Raw genomic sequence first — 22,558 nt, 5'->3', positions numbered from 1 at the left:
TAGTATACGGGTTGGGGAAAAAGGTGAATTCCATAAAAAAAGCAGAGAAACCATTGGCCGTTTCTCTGCTCTCACATTTGCTTATTTCTTTTGTGCGGTTTTTCTCTCTGCTAACAGATTCGTCTTATTTTTCAGACTGATGCCCAGTGTGGAGCCATTATGCAGCAACGCCGAGGTGGTAGGAGGCAATACCCCCGCCACGCCCAGTGCAATCAACGATAGGTTAAAGCCCACAATCAGGCGGTAACTGCCGTGGATACGGTTCATCAGAGCCTTGCTTAACCGACGCAGCGTTACCAGTTCAAAGAGATCCTCCGAAGCAATGGTAATATCGGCAATCTCGCGGGCAATGGCAGCTCTGGTGGAAATCGCGATGCCGGCGTCCGCCTCCGACAGAGCCGGTGAATCGTTGACACCGTCGCCGACCATAATCACCGTATGGCCTTTTGCCTTTTCCTCACGGATAAAGGCAGCTTTGTCCTCCGGCAGGACTTCCGCATACACTGCGTCCACGCCAACCTCCCGGGCAACTGCTTCCGCCGTACGACGGTTGTCGCCGGTCATCATTACCACATTGGTGAAGCCACAGTCATGTAATTCCTTTACCGCAGCCCGCGCGTCCCGGCGAAGGGGATCGTGGATACAGATAACCGCCGCCAGCTCTCCGTCAACGCAAAGATACAGGTGGGAATATGCCGCAGGAAGGGCATCATATTTCGGCTGCTCGCCCTCCGGGATATGGCAGCCCTCATCGTCAAAGATAAAATGCGCGCTGCCAATGAGAACCTTTTTATTCTCCACCATACTGGAAATACCATGCGCCGCCACATACTGCACCTGGGAATGGTACTCCTCGTGCGTCAATCCGCGCCGCTTCGCCTCCTCTACCACGGCGTTTGCCATGGAATGAGGATAATGCTCCTCCAGACAGGCGGCAAGCCGCAGCATTTCATTTTCATCCCGTCCGCCAAAGGGAACAATCTGTGCTACGGTAGGCTCCGCGTTGGTCAGCGTACCGGTCTTGTCGAACACAATGGTGTCCGCCCCGGCCACGGCCTCCAGAAAACGCCCGCCCTTAACGGAAATATGGTATCCACTGCTTTCCCGCATGGCAGACAGCACCGCAATGGGAATAGCCAGCTTCAGGGCACAGGAAAAATCTACCATCAGCACCGCCAGCATCTTGGTTACGTTCCGGGTTGCAAGATAGGTCAGCGCCGTACCGCCAAGCGTATAGGGGACCAGTTTGTCTGCCATCCGGGAGGCTTTATCCTCAGCGGTGGACTTCAGCTTTTCCAATTCCTCGATCATGTGGACTACCCGGTCATAACGTCCGCTGCCGGACACCTTTTCCACGCAGATCACACATTCTCCTTCCTCCGTCACCGTACCGGCGTAAATGGGACTGCCGGGACGCTTGGCAACCGGCATGGATTCGCCGGTAAGGGAAGACTGGTTTACCATAGCTTCGCCTTCCACTACTTTGCCGTCCAGGGGGATCATGCCGCCGGTGCGGATCACTATCCGGTCGCCGGGGCGGATGCTGCCAATGTCTGTCAGAACCTCTGTGTCACCTGTCTGCAGCCAGACCTTTTCCACCCGCAGGCTCATAGCGGAGGCAAGATCGGCCACAGATTTTTTATGGGTCCATTCCTCCAGAATTTCACCCAGCCGCAGCATGAACATCACGGAACCGGCCGTGCCGTAATCGCCCCGCAGGACAGATACCGCGACAGCAGTGCCATTCAGCACAGCAACTAACAGTTTTCGATTCCACAGGGCCAAAAGTCCCTCTTTGATGTACTTCACAGAGCGGAATGCCGCCAGTGCCGATGTGAGCGGAACCGGCAGAAACAGGTTGGAGATACACCGCCGCATGAGTGTGACGGCCAGCTTATCCTCAAACTCACGGTTGAGCGCCCGGGAAGTATGCTCCGGCACCAGTTCCATCTTTTCTGCTTTATCAAAAGCAAAACGCGCCAGCGCGGATCAGCTTTTCCCTCTCCGCCTCATACACCACAACTGCGTCCCGGGTGCGATCATAGACCTTGACCGACCTCGCACCGTCCACAGCCAGCAGATAGTATTCCAGTACATCTGCCTGCTGCAGTGTCATTCGCCCGCAGCAGAGATGTACCCGCAGCCGTCCCGGTAAATTATGTAAAATCGTACATTTCATAGGTTACTCCACCTTGCTTTCCTCCACTTCCTCGGAAGTATCCTCCACAATAGCAGAAGCCTCCGCCTCGGCACGCTGGTCATTGATTGCCTTAGCCTCCGCGTAGATATCGTCCGCGCCTTCCCTTACAGCGGTGACAGCAGTCATTACACAGTCCTTTGCCCGCAGGGCAGCGGCCGTGGTCTGAACATAGACCTTTTTGGCATCCTTACTTCCCAGTACCTTGATTCCACCTGTGCCAAACAGCACGCCTGCAGCAAATAAACCCATTTTCTTCATGTCCATCATCATTTCCTCCTAATATGAAATATTATTAGTCAATCCTAATCTATGTCCGCACAGCATTTTGTTAGAATTGGCTAACCATGTTATAGTACGCTTTTTTTCATTTTACAAGAGATGAACAGAAATTTTCTTTCTGTTTTCTTGCAGTCCCTGCCTTTTTTTCTTATACTAGAACCATGATCGGACATCTGTTTTCCGGAACATTTCCCAGAAAACGGACATGCTCCACCTACAGGACAGACAATCACACAAAGGAGGATTTTATGAAAAAATTAGTTGCTGATATGCACATGCATACTCTGGTAAGCGGTCATGCTTATGGAACTATCCGCGAGATGGCTGAAGCCGCCCGGGAAAAAGAGCTTCTGCTTATCGGAATTACAGAGCACGCTCCGGGGATTCCCGGAACTGTAGATCCTATTTATTATTCTAATCTTGCTTTTGCCACCCATTCTGTCAAAGGCGTAAAAATCATGTACGGTTCTGAAATCAATATTTTGAACGACGGAACCCTCTCGCTTCCGCAAAAATATATCGACTATCTGGACTATGCCATCGTAGGCATTCATGGTCTATGCTATACCGATGCCGGACGTGAAAAGAATACAGACAATCTGATTGAAGGAATAAAAAATAAAAAGGTGTGTTTTATCTCCCACCCGGATGATGACCACACACCTCTTAACTACGAACGCCTGGTTCCCGCAGCCAAAACTTATCATGCCGCTCTGGAAGTTAATAACAGTTCCTTCCTGAAAAAACCAGGTAAACGCCTGAACTATCTGGAAAACTATAAGTCCATGCTTTCACTCTGTAAGCATTATCAGGTACCTATTATCGTAAATTCTGATGCGCATGATCCGGATTCCGTAGGACGTTTCTGCAATGCGCAGCAGCTTCTGAAGGAACTGCAATTTCCAGATGAGCTGATTCTGAATAATGACATTGAAAAATTAAAACAGTTTCTTGCGTAAAACAACTTCTATTTTTTATATTCCACCTCAACCAGAAACAATCCCTGTGCCGGAGCCATGACTCCGGCCTGCTCCCGGTCGAGGGATTCCAGAATCGTATGCATCGACTCGGGGCTCTTTTTATGTAAGCCCACCTCTACCAGCGTGCCGGTAAGAATTCTCACCATATGATAGAGAAAGCCGTTTCCCGTAAAAGAAAGAATCAGTTCCGCTCCCTTCTGCTCCAGATGGATCGCTTCTATGGTCCGCACCGTAGACTTTTTCGTCTTCTTCATCGAGCTGAAAGCCCTGAAATCGTGGGTTCCGGTTAGATATTCTGCCGCCCGGCCCATGGCCTGCACATCCAGCGGCTGTTCCACGGTCCAGCTGTAACGGCGGTCAAATACATTGTGAAGCGGACTGTTCCAGATATGATAGCGATAGGTTTTCCCCACAGCGCTCAGACGGCTGTGAAAGCGTCCGTCCACTTCTTCCACCGAACGGACGCCGATATCCTCCGGAAGATAATGATTCAGCTTTTCCAGTAATTCTTCGCAGGACATCTGTGAACGCGTCTTAAAATTCGCCACCTGCCCCAGGGCGTGGACGCCTGCGTCTGTGCGGCCGGATCCTGCGATCTCTACCGACTCTTCCAGCAGACGGTTCAGCACTGCCGTCAGCTTTCCCTGTATGGTATGCTCCTCATTCTCCTGGCTCTGCCAGCCGCTGTACCGGGTACCGTCGTATTGCATGATGATTTTTATATTTCTCATAAAATATGCTTTCCCTTTCTGTCTTTTTCGTGTATCATAATGGTTAGAATATGGATTCTGTACGATCTGATTTATATCGAGGTGTCTTGCAATGTTTGGTTTTATTTTTGAAATTATTGTATTTATCGTAATTATTCGCGCATTTGTTGCATCTAAAAAGAACGCACAGAGGAAACAGGGTTCCCGGCCGGCGACGCCAAATCAGCCTGCCGCCAGTCCTTACAAGCCTCCGGTGCCCAATAAACCGGCTTCTAAAAAGCAGAAGAACGGCTGGCAGCCCACTGCTGAAAAGGCAAAACCGGCTGTGCCCAACCGTCCGAAGCCGGAGAAGACTGCCGCCTCTGCGGAAACCTCTGCCCGTACCTTTGTAGAACCCAGCCGTCCCTACCGGGCGCCCCACAACGCAGGCGAGCGTTACGAGGAATGGATGCCGGTTCCGGAAGGGAAAAAAGTCTGCCGCTGCAGCTACTGCGCCGCAGATAATCTGATTCCCAAGGGCGCGGATCCCAGCAATTACTCCTGCTATTTCTGTAGGGAGGAACTGTAAATCCAAGAGATGAAGCAGTCTGTTTCCATTCTGCCTCATCTCTTTTTTATTACCTTTTTTTCATTTCCTTCCGAATCCACTTCTCTGACTCCGCCAGTCTCCGATCCAGAACGCCCACATTTTCCCGGCCTACAGCCGCCTTCATATACGCGTATTCATCTAACAGGCCCTGTCCGTGAGGCACCAGATAAGCACCGGAATCACTGCCAAGTCCTATCCGTGCTCCCTTCTCAAAAGCAAAACGCACGGCCCGGCTCTGCCGCTCCAGGATTGCCTTTACCTGCTCGTCCGGAAACCGGCCGCAGCCTGTGAGATTCCCCGTAGGCGCAAAGGTAGGCACCCAGATGGTGGGGCTTTCTGCCAGCTGGCACAGAGTCTCCTCCTCCATATAGTTGCCATGCTCCAGAGTATCCACACCGGCTGCCAGAGCCGCCTGCACTGTCCTGTCGCCATTTCCGTGTGCCATGACCTTCATTCCTGCATCGTGGGCCGTCTCTATCATATAGGAAATCAGTTCCGGCTCCAGTCCTTCTTCTGTCAGCTTTCCGTAGGTATCAAATTCCATAATCCCGCTGATCATGATTTTGATGAAGTCCGCTCCCCGCTTCCGGGCTCTGTCCACCAGATCCCGGTACCCCTTTCTGTCATCAAAGGGCAGTCCTACAATCCCGCCGTAATGTCCTCTTTTGTGAATGGCAAAAATGGGCGTCCGGTAATCGATCCCATACGCTCCGGCCAGCTCCCTGGCCCGTTCTGAGACGCCATAGGCGTCGCCTCCGTCCCGCACAAAGGTAATATCTGACTGCTGCCAGGCTGCCAGGTGCTCCCGGATCGCCTGCTCATCCGGCCCGTTTTTATGCAGAGCTACCGCCGCCTTATAGTTTTTCCCATCCATAATCACATGGGCATGACATTCTCCAAACACTGAAAATCCGCCTCCCGCCTGTGTTCTCTCTCTTGTATTTCTTCTCTGTCAAGTGTACTCAAAGGCCGGAAAAAAGTCAATCATTCACATTCTTTTTGATTGACACCGTTTATCGTTTGTGATACGCTAAACCCAGCCGTATTAATGCGGTAATAAACCTTTTTTTAATTATTTTGGAGGTATCACAATGAACAAAGGTACAGTTAAGTGGTTCAACAACCAGAAGGGTTACGGATTCATCTCTGACGAGCAGGGAAACGATATTTTCGTACACTTCTCCGGCATTAAGTCTGATGGATTCAAGTCTCTGGAAGAGGGTCAGGCTGTAGAGTTTGACGTAATCGACGGAGCTAAGGGACCGCAGGCTACCAACGTAACCAAGTTATAATCAGCCGTAAATGATGTGCCTTTTTCTAATATCCAGACTTTTTGACCTCTGACTAGAATAAAGCATCGAATGAAAAGCAGATTTAACAGGAAAAACCGCTTCCGTGAGTTCACGAAAGCGGTTTTTCTGTCATATTTTTTCTCGTTTATTGTAACAATTCTCTCAAAATCTCGTTGATCCTGCCCGGGTTCGCCTTTCCCTTCATCTCCTTCATGGTCTGGCCCACCAGGAAGCCCAGGGCTTTCTCCTTGCCGCCCTTATAATCGGCTACAGACTGGGGATTTGCCGCCACGATGTCTTCTATGATCTTCCGCAAAGTGCCCTCGTCGTTGACCGTCTTCAGGCCCTTTTCCTCCACATATTGCTCCGGATCCACATTTTCATAGAAGATATGCTCAAATACTTCCTTAGCCACGCTACTGTTGATGGTTCCTCCATCTGCCAGCTCGACAAGCTTCGCCAGATGTTCCGGGGAAAATTTCAAATCCTCCGGCTCCTGTCCATTTTCCTTCAGAAGCCGCATGGTCTCCACCATCAGCCAGTTGGATACCTTTTTCGGCTTGCCACAGATAGCCGTGGCTGCCTCGAACATATCTGCCATCTGCTTGGAGGCTGTCAGAAGCTGCGCGTCGTATTCCGGGATCTCAAATTCCTCCCGGTAACGCCGAAGCTTCTCCGTCCGCAGCTCCGGCTGACGGGCTTTGATTTCCTCCAGCCATTCCTCGCTGATATCGATGGGCAGCAGATCCGGCTCCGGGAAATAACGGTAATCCTGGGCGTCCTCCTTGGAACGCATGGCGTGAGAGCTTTCTTTATTGTCGTCCCAGCGGCGGGTTTCCTGGACAACCTTTTTTCCTTCCTCCAGAAGCTCTATCTGACGCTGGCGCTCGCCCTCAATGGCACGGCCGATGGCCTTAAAGGAATTCAGGTTCTTCATCTCTGTACGGGTGCCAAACTCCTGCGCTCCCAGTTCCCGGACAGACAGGTTCACGTCCGCACGCATGGATCCCTCCTGAAGTTTACAGTCGGAGGCTCCCAGATACTGGATGATCAGCCGGAGCTTATCCAGATACGCGATTACCTCCTCTGCGCTCCGCATATCCGGCTCCGAGACAATCTCAATCAGCGGCACGCCGCTTCGGTTGTAATCCACCAGGGAGCAGTCCTCCCACTCGTCGTGGATCAGCTTTCCGGCGTCCTCCTCCATATGAATCTCATGGATTCCGATTTTCTTCGCGCCGGTCTCCGTCTCTATTTCCACATAGCCGTTCCTGCAGATGGGCGCATAGAGCTGGGAAATCTGGTAGTTCTGAGGGTTATCGGGGTAAAAATAATTTTTCCGGTCAAATTTGCTGTGACGGGTAATGGCGCAGTTGGTGGCCAGACCTACGGCCATGGCATACTCCACCACCTTTTTATTCAATACCGGAAGGGATCCCGGCATACCGGTGCATACCGGACAGGTATGGGTATTGGGCGCTCCTCCGAAGGCCGTACTGCAGGCGCAGAAAATTTTCGTTTTGGTGGCCAGCTCCACATGAACCTCCAGGCCAATGACGGTTTCGTACTGTTTGCTCATTTTGCTTCCACTCCTTCCTTATCTTTTCTGCCTGCAAAGGGCGCGCGGCCCCGGCTGCATTCGTAGGCATAAGCTGCCCGGATCAGGTCTTCCTCCTTAAAGCAGTCTGCCAGAAGCTGAAGGCCAATGGGCAGGCCCTTGGAATCCTGACCGCAGGGCAGGCAGATTCCCGGAAGTCCGGCAAGGTTTGCGGAAATCGTATAGATATCGCCCAGATACATCTGAAGCGGATCCGACAGGGAAGCTCCCAGCTTCGGCGCTGTGGTGGGCGCCGCCGGTCCCAGAATCACATCATAGGCTTCAAAGGCGCTGTCAAAGGCCCGGCGAATCAATGCCTTGGTGCGGAGTGCCTTCAGGTAATAAGCGTCATAATAACCGGAGCTTAAAACAAAGGATCCCAGCATAATCCGTCGCTTTACCTCGGGGCCGAAGCCCTCGGAGCGGGTCTTTTTGTACATATTATGGAGGCCTTCGTATTCCTCTGTACGGTAACCGTACTTCACTCCATCAAAACGGGCCAGGTTGGAGCTGGCCTCTGCAGAGGCGATGACGTAATAAGCCGGGATTGCGTAATCCACCAGACTTAAATCAAACTCCTCTACCACAGCGCCTTTCTCTTCCAGAACCTTCGCGGCTGCCTTTACAGCCGCGGCTACCTCCGGATTAAGGCCTTCTCCAAAGTAATCCCGCGGGATACCGATACGCAGGCCTTTTACATCATCCCGCAGTGCGGAAGTAAAATCATAGGATTCCCGCTTTACGGAGGTACTGTCTTTTTCATCATAAGAGGCAAGAGCCTCCAGAAGCAGGGCGCAGTCCGTCACGTCCTTTGCCACCGGCCCAATCTGATCCAGGGAAGATCCGTAGGCAATGAGTCCGTAACGGGATACCGTTCCGTAGGTGGGCTTGATTCCGGTCACGCCGCAGAAGGAGCTGGGCTGACGGATCGAGCCGCCTGTGTCGGAGCCCAGGGCACAGGGCGTTTCTCCTGCCGCCACTGCAGCGCAGGAACCGCCGGAAGAGCCTCCCGGCACATGCTCTGTATTCCAGGGATTGCGAGTAACGCCAAAGGCTGAGGTCTCCGTGGTGCTTCCCATGGCAAACTCGTCCATATTGGTCTTTCCGATCACAATCATTCCTGCTTTTTCCAGATTCAAAACGGCCTCTGCGGAATAGGTCGGCTCAAAGTTATAAAGGATTTTGGAAGAGCAGGTGGTCTTTAAGCCCTTCGTACACATATTGTCCTTAACGGCAATCGGAACGCCTGCCAGCGGGCCTGTAAGCTCGCCGCTTTCAATACCCTTCTGTACTTCAGCCGCTCTTTTCAGAGATCCTTCCTCGTCTACGGTGACAAAGCTGTTCAGAACCGGTTCCTGCTCCCGGATCTCCGCCAGCGCCGCCTTTACCGCATCCACCGCCGTCATTTCTCCGGCCCTGATTTTCCGTCCGATCTCCGCCGCCGTCATTTCACGAAATTCCATCTCTGTCACCTCCTATTCTACCGTCTTCGGTACCATGTACATATTATCCTTGACCTTCGGCGCATTGGCCAGCATTTCCTCATGGTCGTCGCCATGTTCCACCCGGTCCTCCCGGAACACGTTGCTTATGGAAAATACATGGGACATGGGCTCTATGCCTTCTGTATCCAGCTCGTTCAGTTTATCAATATAATCCAGCATCCGGCCCATATCCTTTTTGGCTTCCTCCTTCTCCTTCGGGGAAAGCTCCAGTTTGGCCAGAATTCCTACATATTCGATGGTTTCATCGGAAATTATATTTGCCATATTTTTCTCCTTTACTCCGCAGTGCACGCGCTAAGGCTCTAACCTGCTTAAATCTCTCGGGAACAGCGTGGTCTCCCGCACGTTGTCCTCGCCCACCAGCTTCATAGTCAGACGCTCCAGACCGATGCCCAGGCCTCCATGGGGCGGCATTCCGTATTTGAAGGTATCCAGATACTGCTCCATTCCTTCCTCCGTCATTCCTCTGGCCGCGATTTTATCCAGCAGCATCCGGTAATCATGGATACGCTGACCGCCCGTGGTAATCTCCAGACCATCGAACAGCAGGTCAAAGCTTAAGGTGAACTTCGGGTCTGCCGGATCGTCCATGGCATAGAAGGGGCGCTTCTTCGAGGGGTAATGGGTCACAAATACAAAATCAGATCCGTACTCTTCCTTGAAATAACGTCCAATCAATACTTCCTCCTCCGGCTCCAGGTCGTAGGGGTTGCGGATCCGGTGGCCGTATTTTTCAGAAGCCAGACGCTTAGCTTCGTCGAAGCGGACCGCAGGAATCCGGTCTGCCTTCGGAAGCGTAATGCCGAGAAGCTGAAGCTCCGGCGCGTAATCCGTCTCCAGCATTTTCAGCATATACTGCAGAAATCCGGTTTCCATCGCCATGATATCCTCAAAGCTGTCGATAAAGCCCATCTCAAAATCCAGGCTGGTGTACTCGTTCAGGTGACGCTTGGTGTTGTGCTTCTCTGCCCGGAATACCGGACCGGTCTCAAATACCCGGTCAAACACGCCCACCATCATCTGCTTATAAAACTGGGGGCTCTGTGCCAGCACTGCCGGGTGATGGAAGTAATCCAGACGGAACAGGTTGGAACCGCCCTCGGCTCCTCTGGCTCCAATCTTCGGCGTGTGAATCTCTGTAAAGCCCTGGCTGTAAAGGAAATCACGGAAGGCTCTCACCACGCCCTCCTGAATCCGGAATTTGGCACGTTCCCGGACGTTGCGCAGAGAAATGGATCTTCGGTTCAGCCTGGCCTCCAGAGAGGCGTTCATCTTCCACTTGGCTATGGGCAGCGGCATGGGCGCAGCCGGCTCAGATACTACCGTAATTCCGGTCAGCCGAAGCTCCACGCCCCGGGGCGCGCGCTCCTCCTTACGAATCACACCCTCCGCCACAATTCCAGAGGCTTCCTTCAGGGTCTTCCAGTCAAACTCTGTGACGCCCTCCTCGAAAACACACTGCAGCAGCCCTTCCCTCCGTCTCAAAATCAGAAAAGCCACCTCGCCCATGTCACGGATGGTATGGACGGTTCCTTCAATCTTCACGGTCTTGCCTTCCATGCCCTCTGCGGTCACGTCAGCCAGAGTAACGGTTTCCTTTTCTTTTACGCCTGTCATAAATTCCATTCTGTTTTCCTGCCTTTCGAATATTTGCCCTCCGGAGCCTTTACTCTTCCGGGGCATTTGTTTTTCCGGGGAGGGAATATAAAAAACCCCGTCCCGGAATATTTCTATTCCGGGACGGGGTTTCAGATTCAACAGAAATCCCGCGGTACCACCCGCATTGAAATGTGTCCGCTCTTTCGTCAGGCTCACATTTCCTCTTTTATGCCCGTAACGTGGACAGCTCCGTACCGGCCTACGTCTGCTACCAGGTTCAGCCGATCTGCTCCCAAGTGTTCCCGCAATCTCCTCTTCCCAATGGCGCTCTCAGTCGGTGACGCCATATTCCTGTCGGCCTCTGAAGATCCGAGTCTTGTTCTTTGCATTTACTTATAGTATAATCATTTATAACTGTAACGTAGTGAACAGTTATAAATTTTTTATGCGAGAAATATAGCACAGTTTATTTTGGATTGCAAGACCTTTTTTCTGACATTTCTGATTTTTGTAAATTTTTGTGTCAGCCTTTTGTTCTGGCAAAATATTTTTCGCGGCAGCTATTTTACATTCTGTCTATTGGAGGAGTAACACATTATGGAACATCTGTATATCCCACCCGATTATAGCCCTGCGCTGGGACTCTACGACACCCAGGTCGCTATCAAAACAGTCAAGGACTTCTTCCAGCAGTCTCTGGCAGAGCAGCTCTATCTGCTGCGCGTATCTGCTCCGCTGTTCGTCACTCCGGAATCCGGTCTCAACGACAACCTGAACGGTGTGGAGCGCCCCGTTACCTTCGGCATCCGGGAACAGAACGAGCGCCCGGCCGAAATTGTCCACTCTCTGGCCAAATGGAAGCGCAACGCCCTGAAGCAATACGGCTTTCACATCGGAGAGGGCCTCTACACCGACATGAGCGCTATCCGCCGGGACGAGGACACCGACAACATTCACTCCATTTACGTGGATCAGTGGGACTGGGAAAAAATTATTCTCAAGGAAGATCGCAATGTCGACTATCTGAAGGAAACGGTCCGCAAGGTTTATAAGGCCCTGAAAAAAACGGAAACCTATATGACCATCCGTTATGACTACATCGAAGAGCTTCTTCCCAAGGATATCTTTTTTATCACCACACAGGAGCTGGCGGATCGGTATCCGGATAAGACTCCCAAGGAGCGGGAGGATCTCATTACCCAGGAAAAGGGCGCTGTCTTCCTCATGGAAATCGGCGACAAGCTGGCCAATGGCGAGCCCCACGACGGCCGCGCCCCGGACTACGATGACTGGCATCTGAACGGCGACATTCTTGTATGGTATCCGGTTCTGGGTCACGCTCTGGAGCTGTCCTCCATGGGTATCCGTGTGGACGAGGATTCCCTGGCCCGTCAGCTTGAGCTCTCCGGCTGCCAGGAGCGGGCTAAGCTCCCCTTCCAGAAGGCAATTCTGGAAAAGAAGCTGCCCTATACCGTCGGCGGCGGAATCGGCCAGTCCCGTATCTGTATGTTTTATCTCCGTAAGGCCCATATCGGAGAGGTTCAGGTATCCATCTGGCCCGATGAGATTCGGGAAAAATGCGCAAGATATGGCATTAATCTTCTGTAAATAAGGTACTTGAAGTTTTAAAAAGAGACCGGCGGGTGAACCGGTCTCTTTTTTGTTATAGTCATTCCCAGATTTTAACATTTTGTCTCGCTTATTTTTTTGCTTCCACTTCATCCCAGGTAGGAATTGACGGAGCCGCACCGGACCTGGTTACTGCAATTGCTGATGCCCTGGACGCTATATCCATAGCCTGCTCTACAGATAATCCTCTCACCAGACTCCCAATAAAAAATCCAGTAAAGGTATCTCCTGCCGCCGTTGTATCCACCGCTTTTACCCGATATGCTGACTGCTTAATTTTCTGCCTCTTATCTCCATATATGGAGCCCTGACTTCCCAGTGTCAAAACAAACTTCATTTCCGGAAAGCGTTTCAAGAGCTTTTCCATCAGTACATCCCCATCCATCTCATCTGTATCTAAAATCTGTCCCGCTTCTACTTCGTTCAATATAAGCAAATCTACTTTTTCCAAAGGTAATGCCAAAATCTTATCATTCATTGGAGAAGGATTTAATACTATCCTCATTCCTTTTTTATGCGCTGTTTTCATGATATAAGCTAGTTCGCTAATCTCATTCTGTAAAATAATGTAATCTCCTGCCGAAAATTTCCCAATCACAGCATCCGCCTGTTCTCTGGTAACAGCCTGATTTGCGCCTCCATACAAAATAATACAATTGTCACCCTCTGCATCATTCTGAATAATAGCATTTCCAGAACGAACCTCTGTTAAAATTGCCACATTCTCTGTGTGAACCCCCACATCTCTCAACTGTTCCAACAAAAATTCGCCATCTCTTCCAACAGCTCCGGCATGATAGATTTCTACGCCTGCCTTAGCTAATGCTGTAGATTGATTTAGCCCTTTTCCACCGCTAAATACCTGAAGTCCCTGAGAAGAAATCGTTTCTCCCTTCTGCACAAAATGATCCACTTTATAAGTATAATCAATATTCAGCGAACCAAAGCATAATACCTTTTCCATCTCCCACATTACCTCTCTTCTCACTTATTTGACCATTGCTGCCTCTTTTTCTTTTACACAGAGAAGCCGCTCCATATTCATAAATGGATCGGCTTCTCTATCTTGGTTTCCTATACCGCCTATACGTTCGGATTGTCCATAAGCTCCAACGGGTAATCGCCCAGACGCTCCACTTCAATTCGTCATTTCCTGTAATTGCCCGCGATGCGGCAAGAACACCTGTTTCTTTGGCTTTAACAAAAAGAACCGAAAGCTTTTCTCATCTTTCTGTTAAAATCTCAGCCAAGGGCCTTCACTGCCTTTTCCTTTTCCTCTTCGGAGGCAAATTTCTGGATAAATTCTATCACCTCATGATTTGGTCCGAGAATTGTTACGTACTCCACGCCATGTTCCCAATACGGCAAAAATGCCGGACCCTCATTGATATGATAACCTGCTTCCCTGACTTCCTTTACACAGGCTACGATATCCGTACAGTTCAGAGCCACATGATCGATAGCGCCGGTGACATTCGTTGCGCCTCCGTCCTTCTCATAGGTCTCGATGATAATGCTGCCATGCTCAAAGAACTTCACCGGCTGCCCGCCATAGGTGGTCTCCCATTTCAGCTTAAAACCAAGACCCAGATAGAATTCCTCTGTCTTTTTGATATCGTCTGTAGGAATTCCAATGTGCTGATAACCCTCTACATAATTTGTAAGCATAATAATCTCCTTTCCTTCATCACCCAGGTATTTTTTCAATTCTCCGCAAGAAACTGCTCAACCTTTTCTCTGGTCGGCAGAGACGAAATTGCGCCCTTCTCCTGTACAGAAAGAGAACCGCTCACATTTCCATATTTTACCGCTTCCTTAAGAAGCTCCGCATTCAGCTGCTCCACGGAAGATACACCGTGATTCAGCACGCAGGAAAGGAAACCGCCCCAGAATGCGTCCCCGGCTCCGGTGGTGTCTGCCACGTGGGATACCGGAAAGCCCGGAACCACATAGGATTTTCCATCGTAGAAGAGCTCAGCGCCATCGCCGCCCAGCGTCAGAACTGCCGCAGCAATATCATATTCCTTCATGACGTTCAAAAGGTTGTCATGTCCTCCTACCATATCAATCTCCTCGTCAGAGAGCTTCAGGAAATCCACATATTTCAGAATGGACAGCACCTTCTCCGTGCAGGCCTTCTTGTCATTTTTCCACATCACGTCGCGGTAATTGATATCAAAGCCTACCAGCCTGCCCAGCTCCTTTGCCCTGGCCATGGCATACTCTGTCGCTTCCACCGCCGGTCCGGCAGAGAGACTGCAGGAACCCGCCTGTACGATACGGCAGTCCTTCAGATCCTCGTCCCGGATCTCGCTCTTGTCCAGCAGCATATCCGCGCCGGGCTTTCTCGCGAAGGTAAAGCTTCTGTCATTGTGCTCATTCAGAGATACGAACGCCATGGTTGTGGTCGCCTCGTCTGTCATCTCCGGCGCCAGCGGTTCCACCTGGTTCTCTCTCAGGGTTTCCAGCAGAAACTTTCCAAAATCATCATTTCCCACCTTGCAGTACATGCCTGCCTTCAGACCGTTTCTCGCTGCGCTGATGGCCACGTTTGCCGGTGCCCCTCCCGCGTTTCTGACGTAGCTTGCATTCTCCTGTCCCGGAAGGAAATCAATCACCATTTCGCCAATTGTAATAAACTCCATATACCCTCCTGTCTCATCACTCTTGTATTTTAAAGTGTACTCCACTTCAATCATCTGATACTAAAATCATAACAATAAACGCAGAAAAGTCAATCCCTGTTTTATCAGTTCCGATTTCTCCTTCTCACAGTAATAAGCAGTAAAAGCCCCGCCGCCAAAACCAAAAGCATTCCCCAGGCTTCCATCTGTGCCCTGTCTCCCATGGGCGCCGCAGCCACCTGCCGCGATTTTCCATGACTGGCTCTCTGCTCCGGCTTTTTCTCATTCAAAAGTGTTTTTTCCACCTGAACCAGCTTTCTGTCCTCTCCTGCGTAAGCAAACGTAAATTCCTGTTTGTCCTCCGAGAGCTGATAGCCCTCCGGCGCCTTCGTCTCTTTTATATAATAGCTGCCAAAGGGAAGATCCGCTATAAAGATCGCCCTGCCGTCCGCGCTCGTCCGTACTGTTTCCAGAAGGGTGTCCGTTTCCTTCAGATAAAGGCTTATCTCCGCGCCTTCCAATGCTTCTCCTGTATCTTTATCCCGTTTATTCACAGTCACCTCTGCCTTCTGCCTGGGATTCAGCCAGGAAAGCAGCCCCTGCTGCGGCTCCACCGGACTGGTAAAGCCGTCCCGGTAAGCCAGCGTAAGGAACAGCGGATTTTCCTCTCGCACATAGCCCTCCACTGTTTCCTGCTCCCGGATCTCATACTGCCCCAGATAGAGTTCTTCGAAGCTCAGCTGACCAAGGCTGTCTGTTTTTCCGGCTGCCTCCTTTAACTCTGAACGGACGCCGGTCATCACCTGTTCCCCCTTCCGGAAACAGATTCCTGTTACCCCGTCCGGATGCTCGATATCCTCTGCAGCGTAAACGGCAAAGCTTACGCCCTCCAATCCCGTTCTCCGATAATGGAAGACTCCGGCAAGCAGATTGCCAATTCGCTCCGTCATAGTCAGTCCATCCAGAATTTCACCTTCCTTATTCAGCCGGATCCGGCCTGTCACGAAGGGGCTTTCCAGAATGATCCGCGTCGGTTCGGGTACTGCCTCCCTGTCAATCTTTCCGTCTGCCATCGTCTCTCCCGGCACATCCTGTATCCGGAAGGTTACCTGCGCTCCCTCCGGCTTAGACAATTCCGCGTTCGCAGACTCCAGTCTTGCTCCGGTAAACTTCATCAGATAGCCGTCCCGGGGCATATGTTCGGTGATTGTGTAAGACTTATCCACCGATAACCCCCGAATGGTATAACCATTATCCACTCTGGTAATCCATGCATCCACACTTTGTCCTGCTTCATCTGTAATTTCCAGAGCCGCGCCTGCCAGCTCCTTATGAGTCAAATCGTCCTCCAGCCGGACATTCACGATGACCGGCGTATTTTCCACAAAGTCCCAGAAGTTCAGATAATGAACGGAATCATTCTCCTTATCCTTTGCCACATCATACCAAATCTCCTTCGTACTGCTGTAATACCCCTCCGGGGCTTTTGTCTCCCGGATCCGGTACAGGCCAATCGGCACGTCTGTCACGAAACGGGTAAGACCGTCCGTTCCGGAAAAGGCTGTCTCTATCTCCGTTCCCTCCGGATAAATCACCTGTCCGAAGATATTTTGGATATCCTCTGCCGCATAAAGGGTAAAGGCTGCGCCGGACACTCCCATCTGTTTCTCGTCCTCTACGCCGTATTTCTGCACCAGCATTCCGATGTGACGGGGCGCTTCCGGATTCGGATCCGGAACAATTCCCGGCTTTTCAATCTCCTGCTTCGGGTTTTCAAAACGAAGCGCTGTCGCTCCCCGGACATCCGCCATCTGCGTACAGTTAGCCGGATCCCGGTAATATCCTGTGGGAGCTTTTACCTCCACCACCCGGTAGCTTCCGTCCGGCAGGCCTGTCACCTCTGCCTTTCCGTTCTCCCCGGTCCGCAGCACCCATTGCGCTTTTGCGCCGTCCGGCAGGGTCCGTTCCGCCTGTACCATTTTTCCTTCCGTCACCTCTATCGTAAAATACTGCATGGAGCCGGTTTCCTTCTGTGCCTCGTAACACTCCAGAACCAAATCCTGTTTGGCAAAAAGGATTTCACCCCTGCCGTCCGGATACGGAATCTCTTTTTGCGCCTGCAGGACATACTCTGCCCCCGGGAGACCCTGAACCTCATAAACCGGCGTCTCAAGCCGATTGCCCGCCGCGTCCACACTGCCTTCTGTCCGCACCGGTACCGGTCCTTCCTTGGTAATCTCCAGTGTACCCATACCCGGCTTTGCAAAAATACTTACCACCTGAAGCTTCGTCTCATCCCGGACTGTAAACCTGATTTCCCGCTCTTCCTTTCCGGCAGGATACCTTTTGTCCAGTTCTACACTATCCTCTTTCTCTGTCTCATAAGCTGCTTTCAGCAGGAGTCCCTCTCCGTAACCGGCCGGCTTTACTAACTCTTTGACCAGGTATTTTTTCCCAATCTCCAGTCTCCGGATAACCGGATTCTGATCCGCCCTTGTCACAAATGTCTCTACAACGCGCCCCGCTTCATCGGTTACCTGCAGGGTAGATCCGGATAATTCTGCCTCCGTAAACCAGTCCATCAGGTTAATCTGCACCCGGATGGGCGTATTTTTCACCACACCCTTTAAGTGAATCTCTTCTCTCTGATCCTCCCGATAGGAAGCATCTGCGTTGACTCTTATGGCGCTGCCTGCATACCCGTCCGGAGCCTGAACCTCCTTCACATAATAGCTGCCCAGAGGAAGATCCTGGGAAAAGACTGCCTGCTCTATCTTACCTTCTGAATTTTGCGCCGTCTGCGCCTGTCCAAGAAGTGTATCCTTTTTTACCAGCAGCCGTCCCCGGTAATCCAGGATATCCTTCGCCGCATACAGGCCAAATACGGCCCCCACCACCTGCTTTCCATTCTCTGTATCCTGCTTTTCGATCGTCAGCCGTACTCTCTGACGGGGATTCTCATAGACGGTATCCCGGTAAATGACCGGCACCTCCTGTCCTGCGTAGGCAATTTCGATTCTCCGCGGCTTTGCGTTTTCCGGACTCAGGGCAAAACCCTCTCCCGCTTTCACCTGGGTTACTGTATACACGCCCAACGGAAGTCCCCTGGCGATCTCTGTCCCGGCCCAGTCCTCCTGTCCGGTCCAGGTCTGCCCGTTTTCATCTGTGGTCAACGTAACGACCCGTTCCCCTGCCGGATAAAGTAATTCTCCCGCCGCTCCTTCCTGGGAATAAATAGCTTCTGCCGCCCGGATTTCAAATACCGCCCCGCTGACAGGCTTTTTCCCATAGACAAAGCTCCAGCCCTCCCGGCCGGATTTTGCCGATACAAGCTGTTCGCCTTCTGCGTACACTGCGATTTTTCCGATGGCAGGCGTATTTTTCTGCCGCACCTTTACCACAAAAGCTCCCGCTTCAGCGTCGTACACAGCTTCTCCCGAGGAAATCAGGAATTTCACCCTGCCCTCCGGAACCGGCTTCCATGTTCCTGTTTTCTCCGTTTCGTAAAAGGTATGATTTCCGGTAGTCCCTGTTTCCTTTTTGGCAATCACGCCCTCATGTCCCTGTAAAATATATCCGTCCGGAGCGGACACCTCCTGTAGCTCGTAGACTCCGGCCGGGAGCGGCGACGGCGTATCCACCCAGAAACTTTCTGTTCCGTCTGGCGTCCCTCTTTTTCTCGTAACAAAGGGATTTGCTTCGGTTCCCAGCTGGTTTCCCTGACTATACTGCACCACCAGATCCCCGTATTTCTTCTTATAATCCTTCTTCCGCGCGGTACTCCATTCTGCCGTATAATAAGAAAACCATGCTCCTTCCGTATCATGGATCACATAAGCCGCCCCTTCCTTCTGTATGGTTCTGCCGCTCCATGCATCGACTTTTTCCACACGCACCAACGCACTGACCGGACGATCCTGCAGAATCACCAGATCCTCCAGCTTCTTTCCCAGGCCGTCCCCTGCGCTTACTCCGTCCTCGTCATCTCCGGTCACCTGTATGACAAAGGGCCTGGTGGCAATCCGGTTCTTCGGAACAGTCGTTTCAACTACCAGATACCGGCCGTAGGGCAGCCCCGGAGTCGTTACCTGTCCCCGGCTGTCGCTGAACAGCTCGCCCACCAGATATTCCCGGTCATGTTCTGTCTCATAATGACAGCCCGCCCCGTAATCTGCCTGTTTTACCAGTTTTCCAGCTTTTACTTCCGCACTTTCCGCCTCCGCGAACACCCTGGCCGGACAGAAAGCCCGGACCGCCCGGTAATCCAGAGCCTGTCCGTCCCTGAAATCGTCTATCACTGCCTGTACCACATCTGCATCCGATAGTTCCTTATATCTGCCGCCCGCAAATTCCGACAACAGATAAACCGAAAAACCTGCTCCCTCCAGCGGATCCAGCCGATCCGTCCTGTCGGTACCCGCCACCTTATAAAAGGTCAGCTTCTGCTTCTTCACTGGTTCGTCCGATCGGATATCCCGGATTTCTACCGTCTGCACCGCTTCCCCCTGCCATTCCAGGGTAAAGGGACAGGGCTCCGGGTTCACCAGATATCCTTCTCCCGCCGTCTGTTCCCGGAGATAATAGCTTCCCAGCTCCAGATTCTCAATGCTGACCTGACATCCTGTCCCTATGATAAGAGTGTCCGTCCCGGACGGATCCTGCCGATACTGCCGGACGCCATCCCTGCTTCCTATCAGGCGCAGCGGAATCTCTTCGTCCTTCCGATACAGTACGCCGGTGGTTCCGTCCCCATGGCGCAGCTCCTCCCCGGCGCAAAGCTTGTAGGTAGCTCCGCTTAAGGACGCGTCTCCCTGGGAAATGGCGCTCTTTCCTTCCGCGTCATTCTTACAGAATAAAACCCGCCCCAGAACCCTCTGATTTTCAAAGGTTCCAGACTGATTATTTGTTATCTGCACCGTTTTTTTATTGTCTTCATGGTTTGCGGAAATCACGACATCGTAGCTCTGTTTTTCCGTCTCTGTCTTCCAATCACCGTAATATCCCTTCGGCGCCTGCGTCTCCACAATCCGGAATTTTCCCTGATTATCCGGGGCGTAATAGAGCCAGGAGGGCGTCTGGTATACGCCCGGTTCCGTCTCCTTTAGTTTCATCATTGCCGGACTGTCGTGCATGCTTCCCGTCTCATAGGGTTGACCGGTTCCATCGGTGGTTCCCTGATAAGGCTGGTAGGACCCGGCTTTCCGGCTCCAACAGTAAACAGAAAATTCCGCACCGCTTAAGGGATTTCCCGTTTCCCGATCCACCTTTTTTAACTGCGCCTTGATCTTAAAGGGTTCATTGTACAGCCGGGTTTCCACCTCCGCGCCTTCCGTTTCCACCGAAGGAAGCTGCGTGAAATAATCCGGCGTCCGCTCCGTTACCTGATAGGTAATCTTTCTTCCTCTTTCGTCATATCGAATCAGCGGCTTTTCACTTCCGTCCGGCATTGCCCTCCTGGTAAAGCTGTAACGCCAGCCCCGGCTTCCATTGGTCAGCACATGATTGACCTGAATGGCTGTCGTCTGTCCCGGAAGCGTCCGCATTAAGCGTACATTCAGGCTTGCCGCCTGGGAGCCTGTTACCGTCCAGTATTTCTGCCCTTTGAAATGTACCGTTCCGTATTTCAGTGTCGGCGTCAGAACGCCTGTCTTCCGCGTCTGCTGATGATACATACCACCGTCAATGCTGTAATCCAGAATCGCTCCCGCTTTATCCGGATCGGTACGGCTCTGATCCCGGTTCGTCGGATAAAGCGCTTCGGACAGCGCATAACGATAGGCGTCCTTAAGCCGCAGTTTTACCGTACAGCGATAGGTTTTTCCGGCTCCCTCCGGCACGTTCCAGATCAGCTTCCCGCTGTTTTTATCCAAAGTGGCCTGTCCGCCGTCTGCGCTCAGCACTTCCACCGGCTCCCAGTATTTTGTCTCAATCTGATCCGTCAATGTCTTCTGTACCGCTTTTACCTCCGAAGCCTTCTTCTCAATATTCAAAAGTGTTTTCGCAAAAGCAGATCCGTTTCCCCCGTCAAAGGAAAGGGTCTGCCAGAAATTGGCCGTATGATCCGCGCTTCCCGCAATTTCCCTCAACAGCCTTGCCCCGCCGGACTCTGCTGTCATGCCGATAGCCAAAGTAAACAACTCCGTGTTGGGCAGGCTCCGGATCTGGGCCGCGGTGGCTTTCACTTTGGCCAGATCGGTCTCACACTCTCCATCGGAGATAAAAATCACTTTGGTATACACATTTTTTCTCCGGCTGTCTGTGGCGTTCCGGGTAGTAATGATATCATAGGCTTCCTTCAAAGAAGCCAGGTAATAGGTCCCCGAATAGGTTTTAACCGCATTGACCGCCTGCCTGACCTGATCATAATTTTCAGTCAGTGGCGTATAATTATACAATCCCTGATCCCGCTTATCTCCGGTGATTCTCCGGTATTCATCTGCAAAGCTCCAGAAAGCCACGCGGGATCGCAGCGCGCCGCCGGATACCTGCGCATTTTGCGCTTCAATCATATCGACCAGCTCCCGGATTCCCTGTTTCGCCATAGAGAGACGATCATAACAGCCATTTTCTGCCGTCGGCATAATTTTTGCCCCATTCTGATCATAATGACGGTTCCAGAACTCCATATTTCTCAAATCATCGATCCACACATCATGCCTGTAGTCAAATCCGGTATCGTAGTCCAGCATATGAAGGTAGATTCCACCTTTATAATAATCATGTGCCGGATTGATACAGGGCGAATGATACCCCATATAATTATGGCTTCCCGCGCTATCCTCATGATCGATATCGCTGAGGGACATGGTCCGCGTCCGATCCAGAATAATGATATAATCGGCGGGAAGATTAGAATAATCCGAGGTATCTTTTTCCGTAATGGTAAGCTCTGCATAACCGTCCTCAATATCGGTCCATCTGACAGATTTTTCCAGCTCCATATCCGGCTCATTTTCTTTCTTTGTCAGCGCCTGATTTCCCTGGAAATCTCCCGGAATGCTGCTGTCCTCTCCGGAAAGTTCCTCCCGATTCTGACTTTTCAGCTCATAAATCCGGACGTCCACATCCACAGCCGGCATTTCAAAAACCAGACTATCTTCCCCTTCCCGTACTTCCAACTCCCGCCCTTCCGCAGTAACCTCTGCTGCCCAGATATTGGAACCGCTGTTTCTTACCGTAATTTTTACCTCAGTCCCCTCATACACTTCTTCCGGATCCGCTGATGCAGATAAGGTCTGGGAGGGCTGACCCTCCGGATCCTCACAGTGAATCGTAAGCTTTCGAAGTTCCTTTTCCGGTTCTTCCGGATTCGCAGGTTCTGTCGGCTCTTCTTTTTCCGGTTCTTCTTTTTCCGGTTCTTCCTGCTCCACGGGTTCCGTCTGCTCTTCCTTTTTCTCTTCCCATACCGTTTCTGTCTGTGCTTCGGAAGCTCTGACCGGAACATTAAAAGAAGACATTGCAAGCGCCAATGCCAGAATCAAAGTCAGCAGTCTCTTTCCGGACCACTCTCTCCTTTTCATTCAAAATCTATCCTTTCTTTCTGTTTCGTATCAT

16 protein-coding genes and 1 pseudogene are annotated in these 22,558 nt (G+C 51.6%); 4 read left to right on the top strand and 13 right to left on the bottom strand.

All coding sequences use genetic code 11. The annotated features are described in order from the left end of the window. Window positions 1-81 precede the first annotated feature (81 nt). Together ACTNCH_RS10165 and ACTNCH_RS10160 are read right to left on the bottom strand one after the other, a co-directional pair. Window positions 82-2,179 (bottom strand): annotated as a pseudogene (locus tag ACTNCH_RS10165) (heavy metal translocating P-type ATPase). Between the two features lie 3 nt (window positions 2,180-2,182). Beyond that, window positions 2,183-2,464 (bottom strand): DUF6110 family protein, encoded by a 282-nt coding sequence (locus tag ACTNCH_RS10160; protein WP_441019355.1) that lies wholly within the window; start codon window positions 2,462-2,464, stop codon window positions 2,183-2,185. 263 nt (window positions 2,465-2,727) lie between these two features. On the opposite strand from ACTNCH_RS10160, the gene ACTNCH_RS10155 reads away from it, so the two are divergent. Then, complete coding sequence (locus ACTNCH_RS10155) at window positions 2,728-3,438, top strand: phosphatase (RefSeq protein ID WP_441019354.1); 711 nt, start codon at window positions 2,728-2,730, stop codon at window positions 3,436-3,438. 8 nt (window positions 3,439-3,446) lie between these two features. Here ACTNCH_RS10155 and truA read toward each other — a convergent pair whose 3' ends face one another. Continuing rightward, a complete protein-coding gene (truA, locus tag ACTNCH_RS10150; protein ID WP_441019353.1) occupies window positions 3,447-4,190 on the bottom strand; it encodes a tRNA pseudouridine(38-40) synthase TruA in 744 nt (247 codons plus the stop codon). A 91-nt stretch (window positions 4,191-4,281) separates the two neighbouring features. On the opposite strand from truA, the gene ACTNCH_RS10145 reads away from it, so the two are divergent. Further along, on the top strand, window positions 4,282-4,737 hold the full coding sequence (locus ACTNCH_RS10145; RefSeq protein ID WP_441019352.1) for a hypothetical protein: 456 nt from the start codon (window positions 4,282-4,284) through the stop codon (window positions 4,735-4,737). 49 nt (window positions 4,738-4,786) lie between these two features. Here the strand turns inward: ACTNCH_RS10145 and ACTNCH_RS10140 are convergent, their stop codons facing one another. Next, window positions 4,787-5,662, bottom strand: a complete 876-nt coding sequence (locus ACTNCH_RS10140) for an amidohydrolase family protein (protein WP_441019351.1) — start codon at window positions 5,660-5,662, stop codon at window positions 4,787-4,789. Between the two features lie 187 nt (window positions 5,663-5,849). Between ACTNCH_RS10140 and ACTNCH_RS10135 the strand changes: the two genes are divergently transcribed. Further along, the gene (locus tag ACTNCH_RS10135; RefSeq protein WP_178039583.1) at window positions 5,850-6,050 is read left to right on the top strand and encodes a cold shock domain-containing protein; all 201 of its coding nucleotides are present in this window, start codon (window positions 5,850-5,852) and stop codon (window positions 6,048-6,050) included. A gap of 145 nt (window positions 6,051-6,195) precedes the next feature. On the opposite strand, the gene gatB is transcribed toward ACTNCH_RS10135, so the two are convergent. From gatB to ACTNCH_RS10110, 5 genes are all read right to left on the bottom strand, one after another. Continuing rightward, window positions 6,196-7,629, bottom strand: a complete 1,434-nt coding sequence (gatB, locus tag ACTNCH_RS10130) for an Asp-tRNA(Asn)/Glu-tRNA(Gln) amidotransferase subunit GatB (protein ID WP_441019350.1) — start codon at window positions 7,627-7,629, stop codon at window positions 6,196-6,198. Further along, entirely contained in the window at window positions 7,626-9,110 is a 1,485-nt protein-coding gene (gene gatA, locus ACTNCH_RS10125; RefSeq protein ID WP_441019349.1) for an Asp-tRNA(Asn)/Glu-tRNA(Gln) amidotransferase subunit GatA, read from the bottom strand. Before gatA ends, gatB begins: the two co-directional genes overlap by 4 nt. A 12-nt stretch (window positions 9,111-9,122) precedes the next feature. Further along, window positions 9,123-9,416: an Asp-tRNA(Asn)/Glu-tRNA(Gln) amidotransferase subunit GatC gene (gene gatC / locus ACTNCH_RS10120; protein ID WP_441019348.1), complete on the bottom strand. Its 294-nt coding sequence runs from the start codon at window positions 9,414-9,416 to the stop codon at window positions 9,123-9,125. Window positions 9,417-9,446: 30 nt separating this feature from the next. After that, entirely contained in the window at window positions 9,447-10,778 is a 1,332-nt protein-coding gene (gene aspS, locus ACTNCH_RS10115) for an aspartate--tRNA(Asn) ligase (RefSeq protein ID WP_441019347.1), read from the bottom strand. A gap of 185 nt (window positions 10,779-10,963) precedes the next feature. Next, the gene (locus tag ACTNCH_RS10110) at window positions 10,964-11,098 is read right to left on the bottom strand and encodes a hypothetical protein (protein ID WP_441019346.1); all 135 of its coding nucleotides are present in this window, start codon (window positions 11,096-11,098) and stop codon (window positions 10,964-10,966) included. Between the two features lie 250 nt (window positions 11,099-11,348). On the opposite strand from ACTNCH_RS10110, the gene asnA reads away from it, so the two are divergent. Next, window positions 11,349-12,359 (top strand): aspartate--ammonia ligase, encoded by a 1,011-nt coding sequence (gene asnA / locus ACTNCH_RS10105; RefSeq protein ID WP_441019345.1) that lies wholly within the window; start codon window positions 11,349-11,351, stop codon window positions 12,357-12,359. Between the two features lie 91 nt (window positions 12,360-12,450). On the opposite strand, the gene ACTNCH_RS10100 is transcribed toward asnA, so the two are convergent. From ACTNCH_RS10100 to ACTNCH_RS10085, 4 genes are all read right to left on the bottom strand, one after another. Then, a complete protein-coding gene (locus ACTNCH_RS10100) occupies window positions 12,451-13,344 on the bottom strand; it encodes a ribokinase (RefSeq protein ID WP_441019344.1) in 894 nt (297 codons plus the stop codon). 278 nt (window positions 13,345-13,622) lie between these two features. After that, window positions 13,623-14,048, bottom strand: coding sequence for a VOC family protein (locus ACTNCH_RS10095; protein ID WP_441019343.1), 426 nt, complete (start codon window positions 14,046-14,048; stop codon window positions 13,623-13,625). 35 nt (window positions 14,049-14,083) lie between these two features. Then, the gene (locus tag ACTNCH_RS10090; protein WP_441019342.1) at window positions 14,084-15,025 is read right to left on the bottom strand and encodes a carbohydrate kinase family protein; all 942 of its coding nucleotides are present in this window, start codon (window positions 15,023-15,025) and stop codon (window positions 14,084-14,086) included. Between the two features lie 104 nt (window positions 15,026-15,129). Next, window positions 15,130-22,524, bottom strand: a complete 7,395-nt coding sequence (locus tag ACTNCH_RS10085) for a SpaA isopeptide-forming pilin-related protein (protein WP_441019341.1) — start codon at window positions 22,522-22,524, stop codon at window positions 15,130-15,132. Between the last annotated feature and the right edge of the window lie 34 nt (window positions 22,525-22,558).

The sequence above is a fragment of the Candidatus Merdisoma sp. HCP28S3_D10 genome, assembly GCF_052065835.1.
GTDB lineage: Bacteria > Bacillota > Clostridia > Lachnospirales > Lachnospiraceae > Laedolimicola.
Note: the sequence above shows the minus strand (reverse complement) of the source record. Positions and strands in the feature narration are given on the sequence as shown.

What these genes read in the sequence shown, in the direction of transcription:
- ACTNCH_RS10160 (WP_441019355.1), bottom strand. Translation starts at nt 2,464, where the DNA reads ATGGACATGAAGAAAATGGGTTTATTTGCTGCAGGCGTGCTGTTTGGC.
- ACTNCH_RS10155 (WP_441019354.1), top strand. Translation starts at nt 2,728, where the DNA reads ATGAAAAAATTAGTTGCTGATATGCACATGCATACTCTGGTAAGCGGT.
- truA (WP_441019353.1), bottom strand. Translation starts at nt 4,190, where the DNA reads ATGAGAAATATAAAAATCATCATGCAATACGACGGTACCCGGTACAGC.
- ACTNCH_RS10145 (WP_441019352.1), top strand. Translation starts at nt 4,282, where the DNA reads ATGTTTGGTTTTATTTTTGAAATTATTGTATTTATCGTAATTATTCGC.
- ACTNCH_RS10135 (WP_178039583.1), top strand. Translation starts at nt 5,850, where the DNA reads ATGAACAAAGGTACAGTTAAGTGGTTCAACAACCAGAAGGGTTACGGA.
- gatB (WP_441019350.1), bottom strand. Translation starts at nt 7,629, where the DNA reads ATGAGCAAACAGTACGAAACCGTCATTGGCCTGGAGGTTCATGTGGAG.
- gatA (WP_441019349.1), bottom strand. Translation starts at nt 9,110, where the DNA reads ATGGAATTTCGTGAAATGACGGCGGCGGAGATCGGACGGAAAATCAGG.
- gatC (WP_441019348.1), bottom strand. Translation starts at nt 9,416, where the DNA reads ATGGCAAATATAATTTCCGATGAAACCATCGAATATGTAGGAATTCTG.
- aspS (WP_441019347.1), bottom strand. Translation starts at nt 10,778, where the DNA reads ATGGAATTTATGACAGGCGTAAAAGAAAAGGAAACCGTTACTCTGGCT.
- ACTNCH_RS10110 (WP_441019346.1), bottom strand. Translation starts at nt 11,098, where the DNA reads ATGGCGTCACCGACTGAGAGCGCCATTGGGAAGAGGAGATTGCGGGAA.
- asnA (WP_441019345.1), top strand. Translation starts at nt 11,349, where the DNA reads ATGGAACATCTGTATATCCCACCCGATTATAGCCCTGCGCTGGGACTC.
- ACTNCH_RS10100 (WP_441019344.1), bottom strand. Translation starts at nt 13,344, where the DNA reads ATGGAAAAGGTATTATGCTTTGGTTCGCTGAATATTGATTATACTTAT.
- ACTNCH_RS10095 (WP_441019343.1), bottom strand. Translation starts at nt 14,048, where the DNA reads ATGCTTACAAATTATGTAGAGGGTTATCAGCACATTGGAATTCCTACA.
- ACTNCH_RS10090 (WP_441019342.1), bottom strand. Translation starts at nt 15,025, where the DNA reads ATGGAGTTTATTACAATTGGCGAAATGGTGATTGATTTCCTTCCGGGA.
- ACTNCH_RS10085 (WP_441019341.1), bottom strand. Translation starts at nt 22,524, where the DNA reads ATGAAAAGGAGAGAGTGGTCCGGAAAGAGACTGCTGACTTTGATTCTG.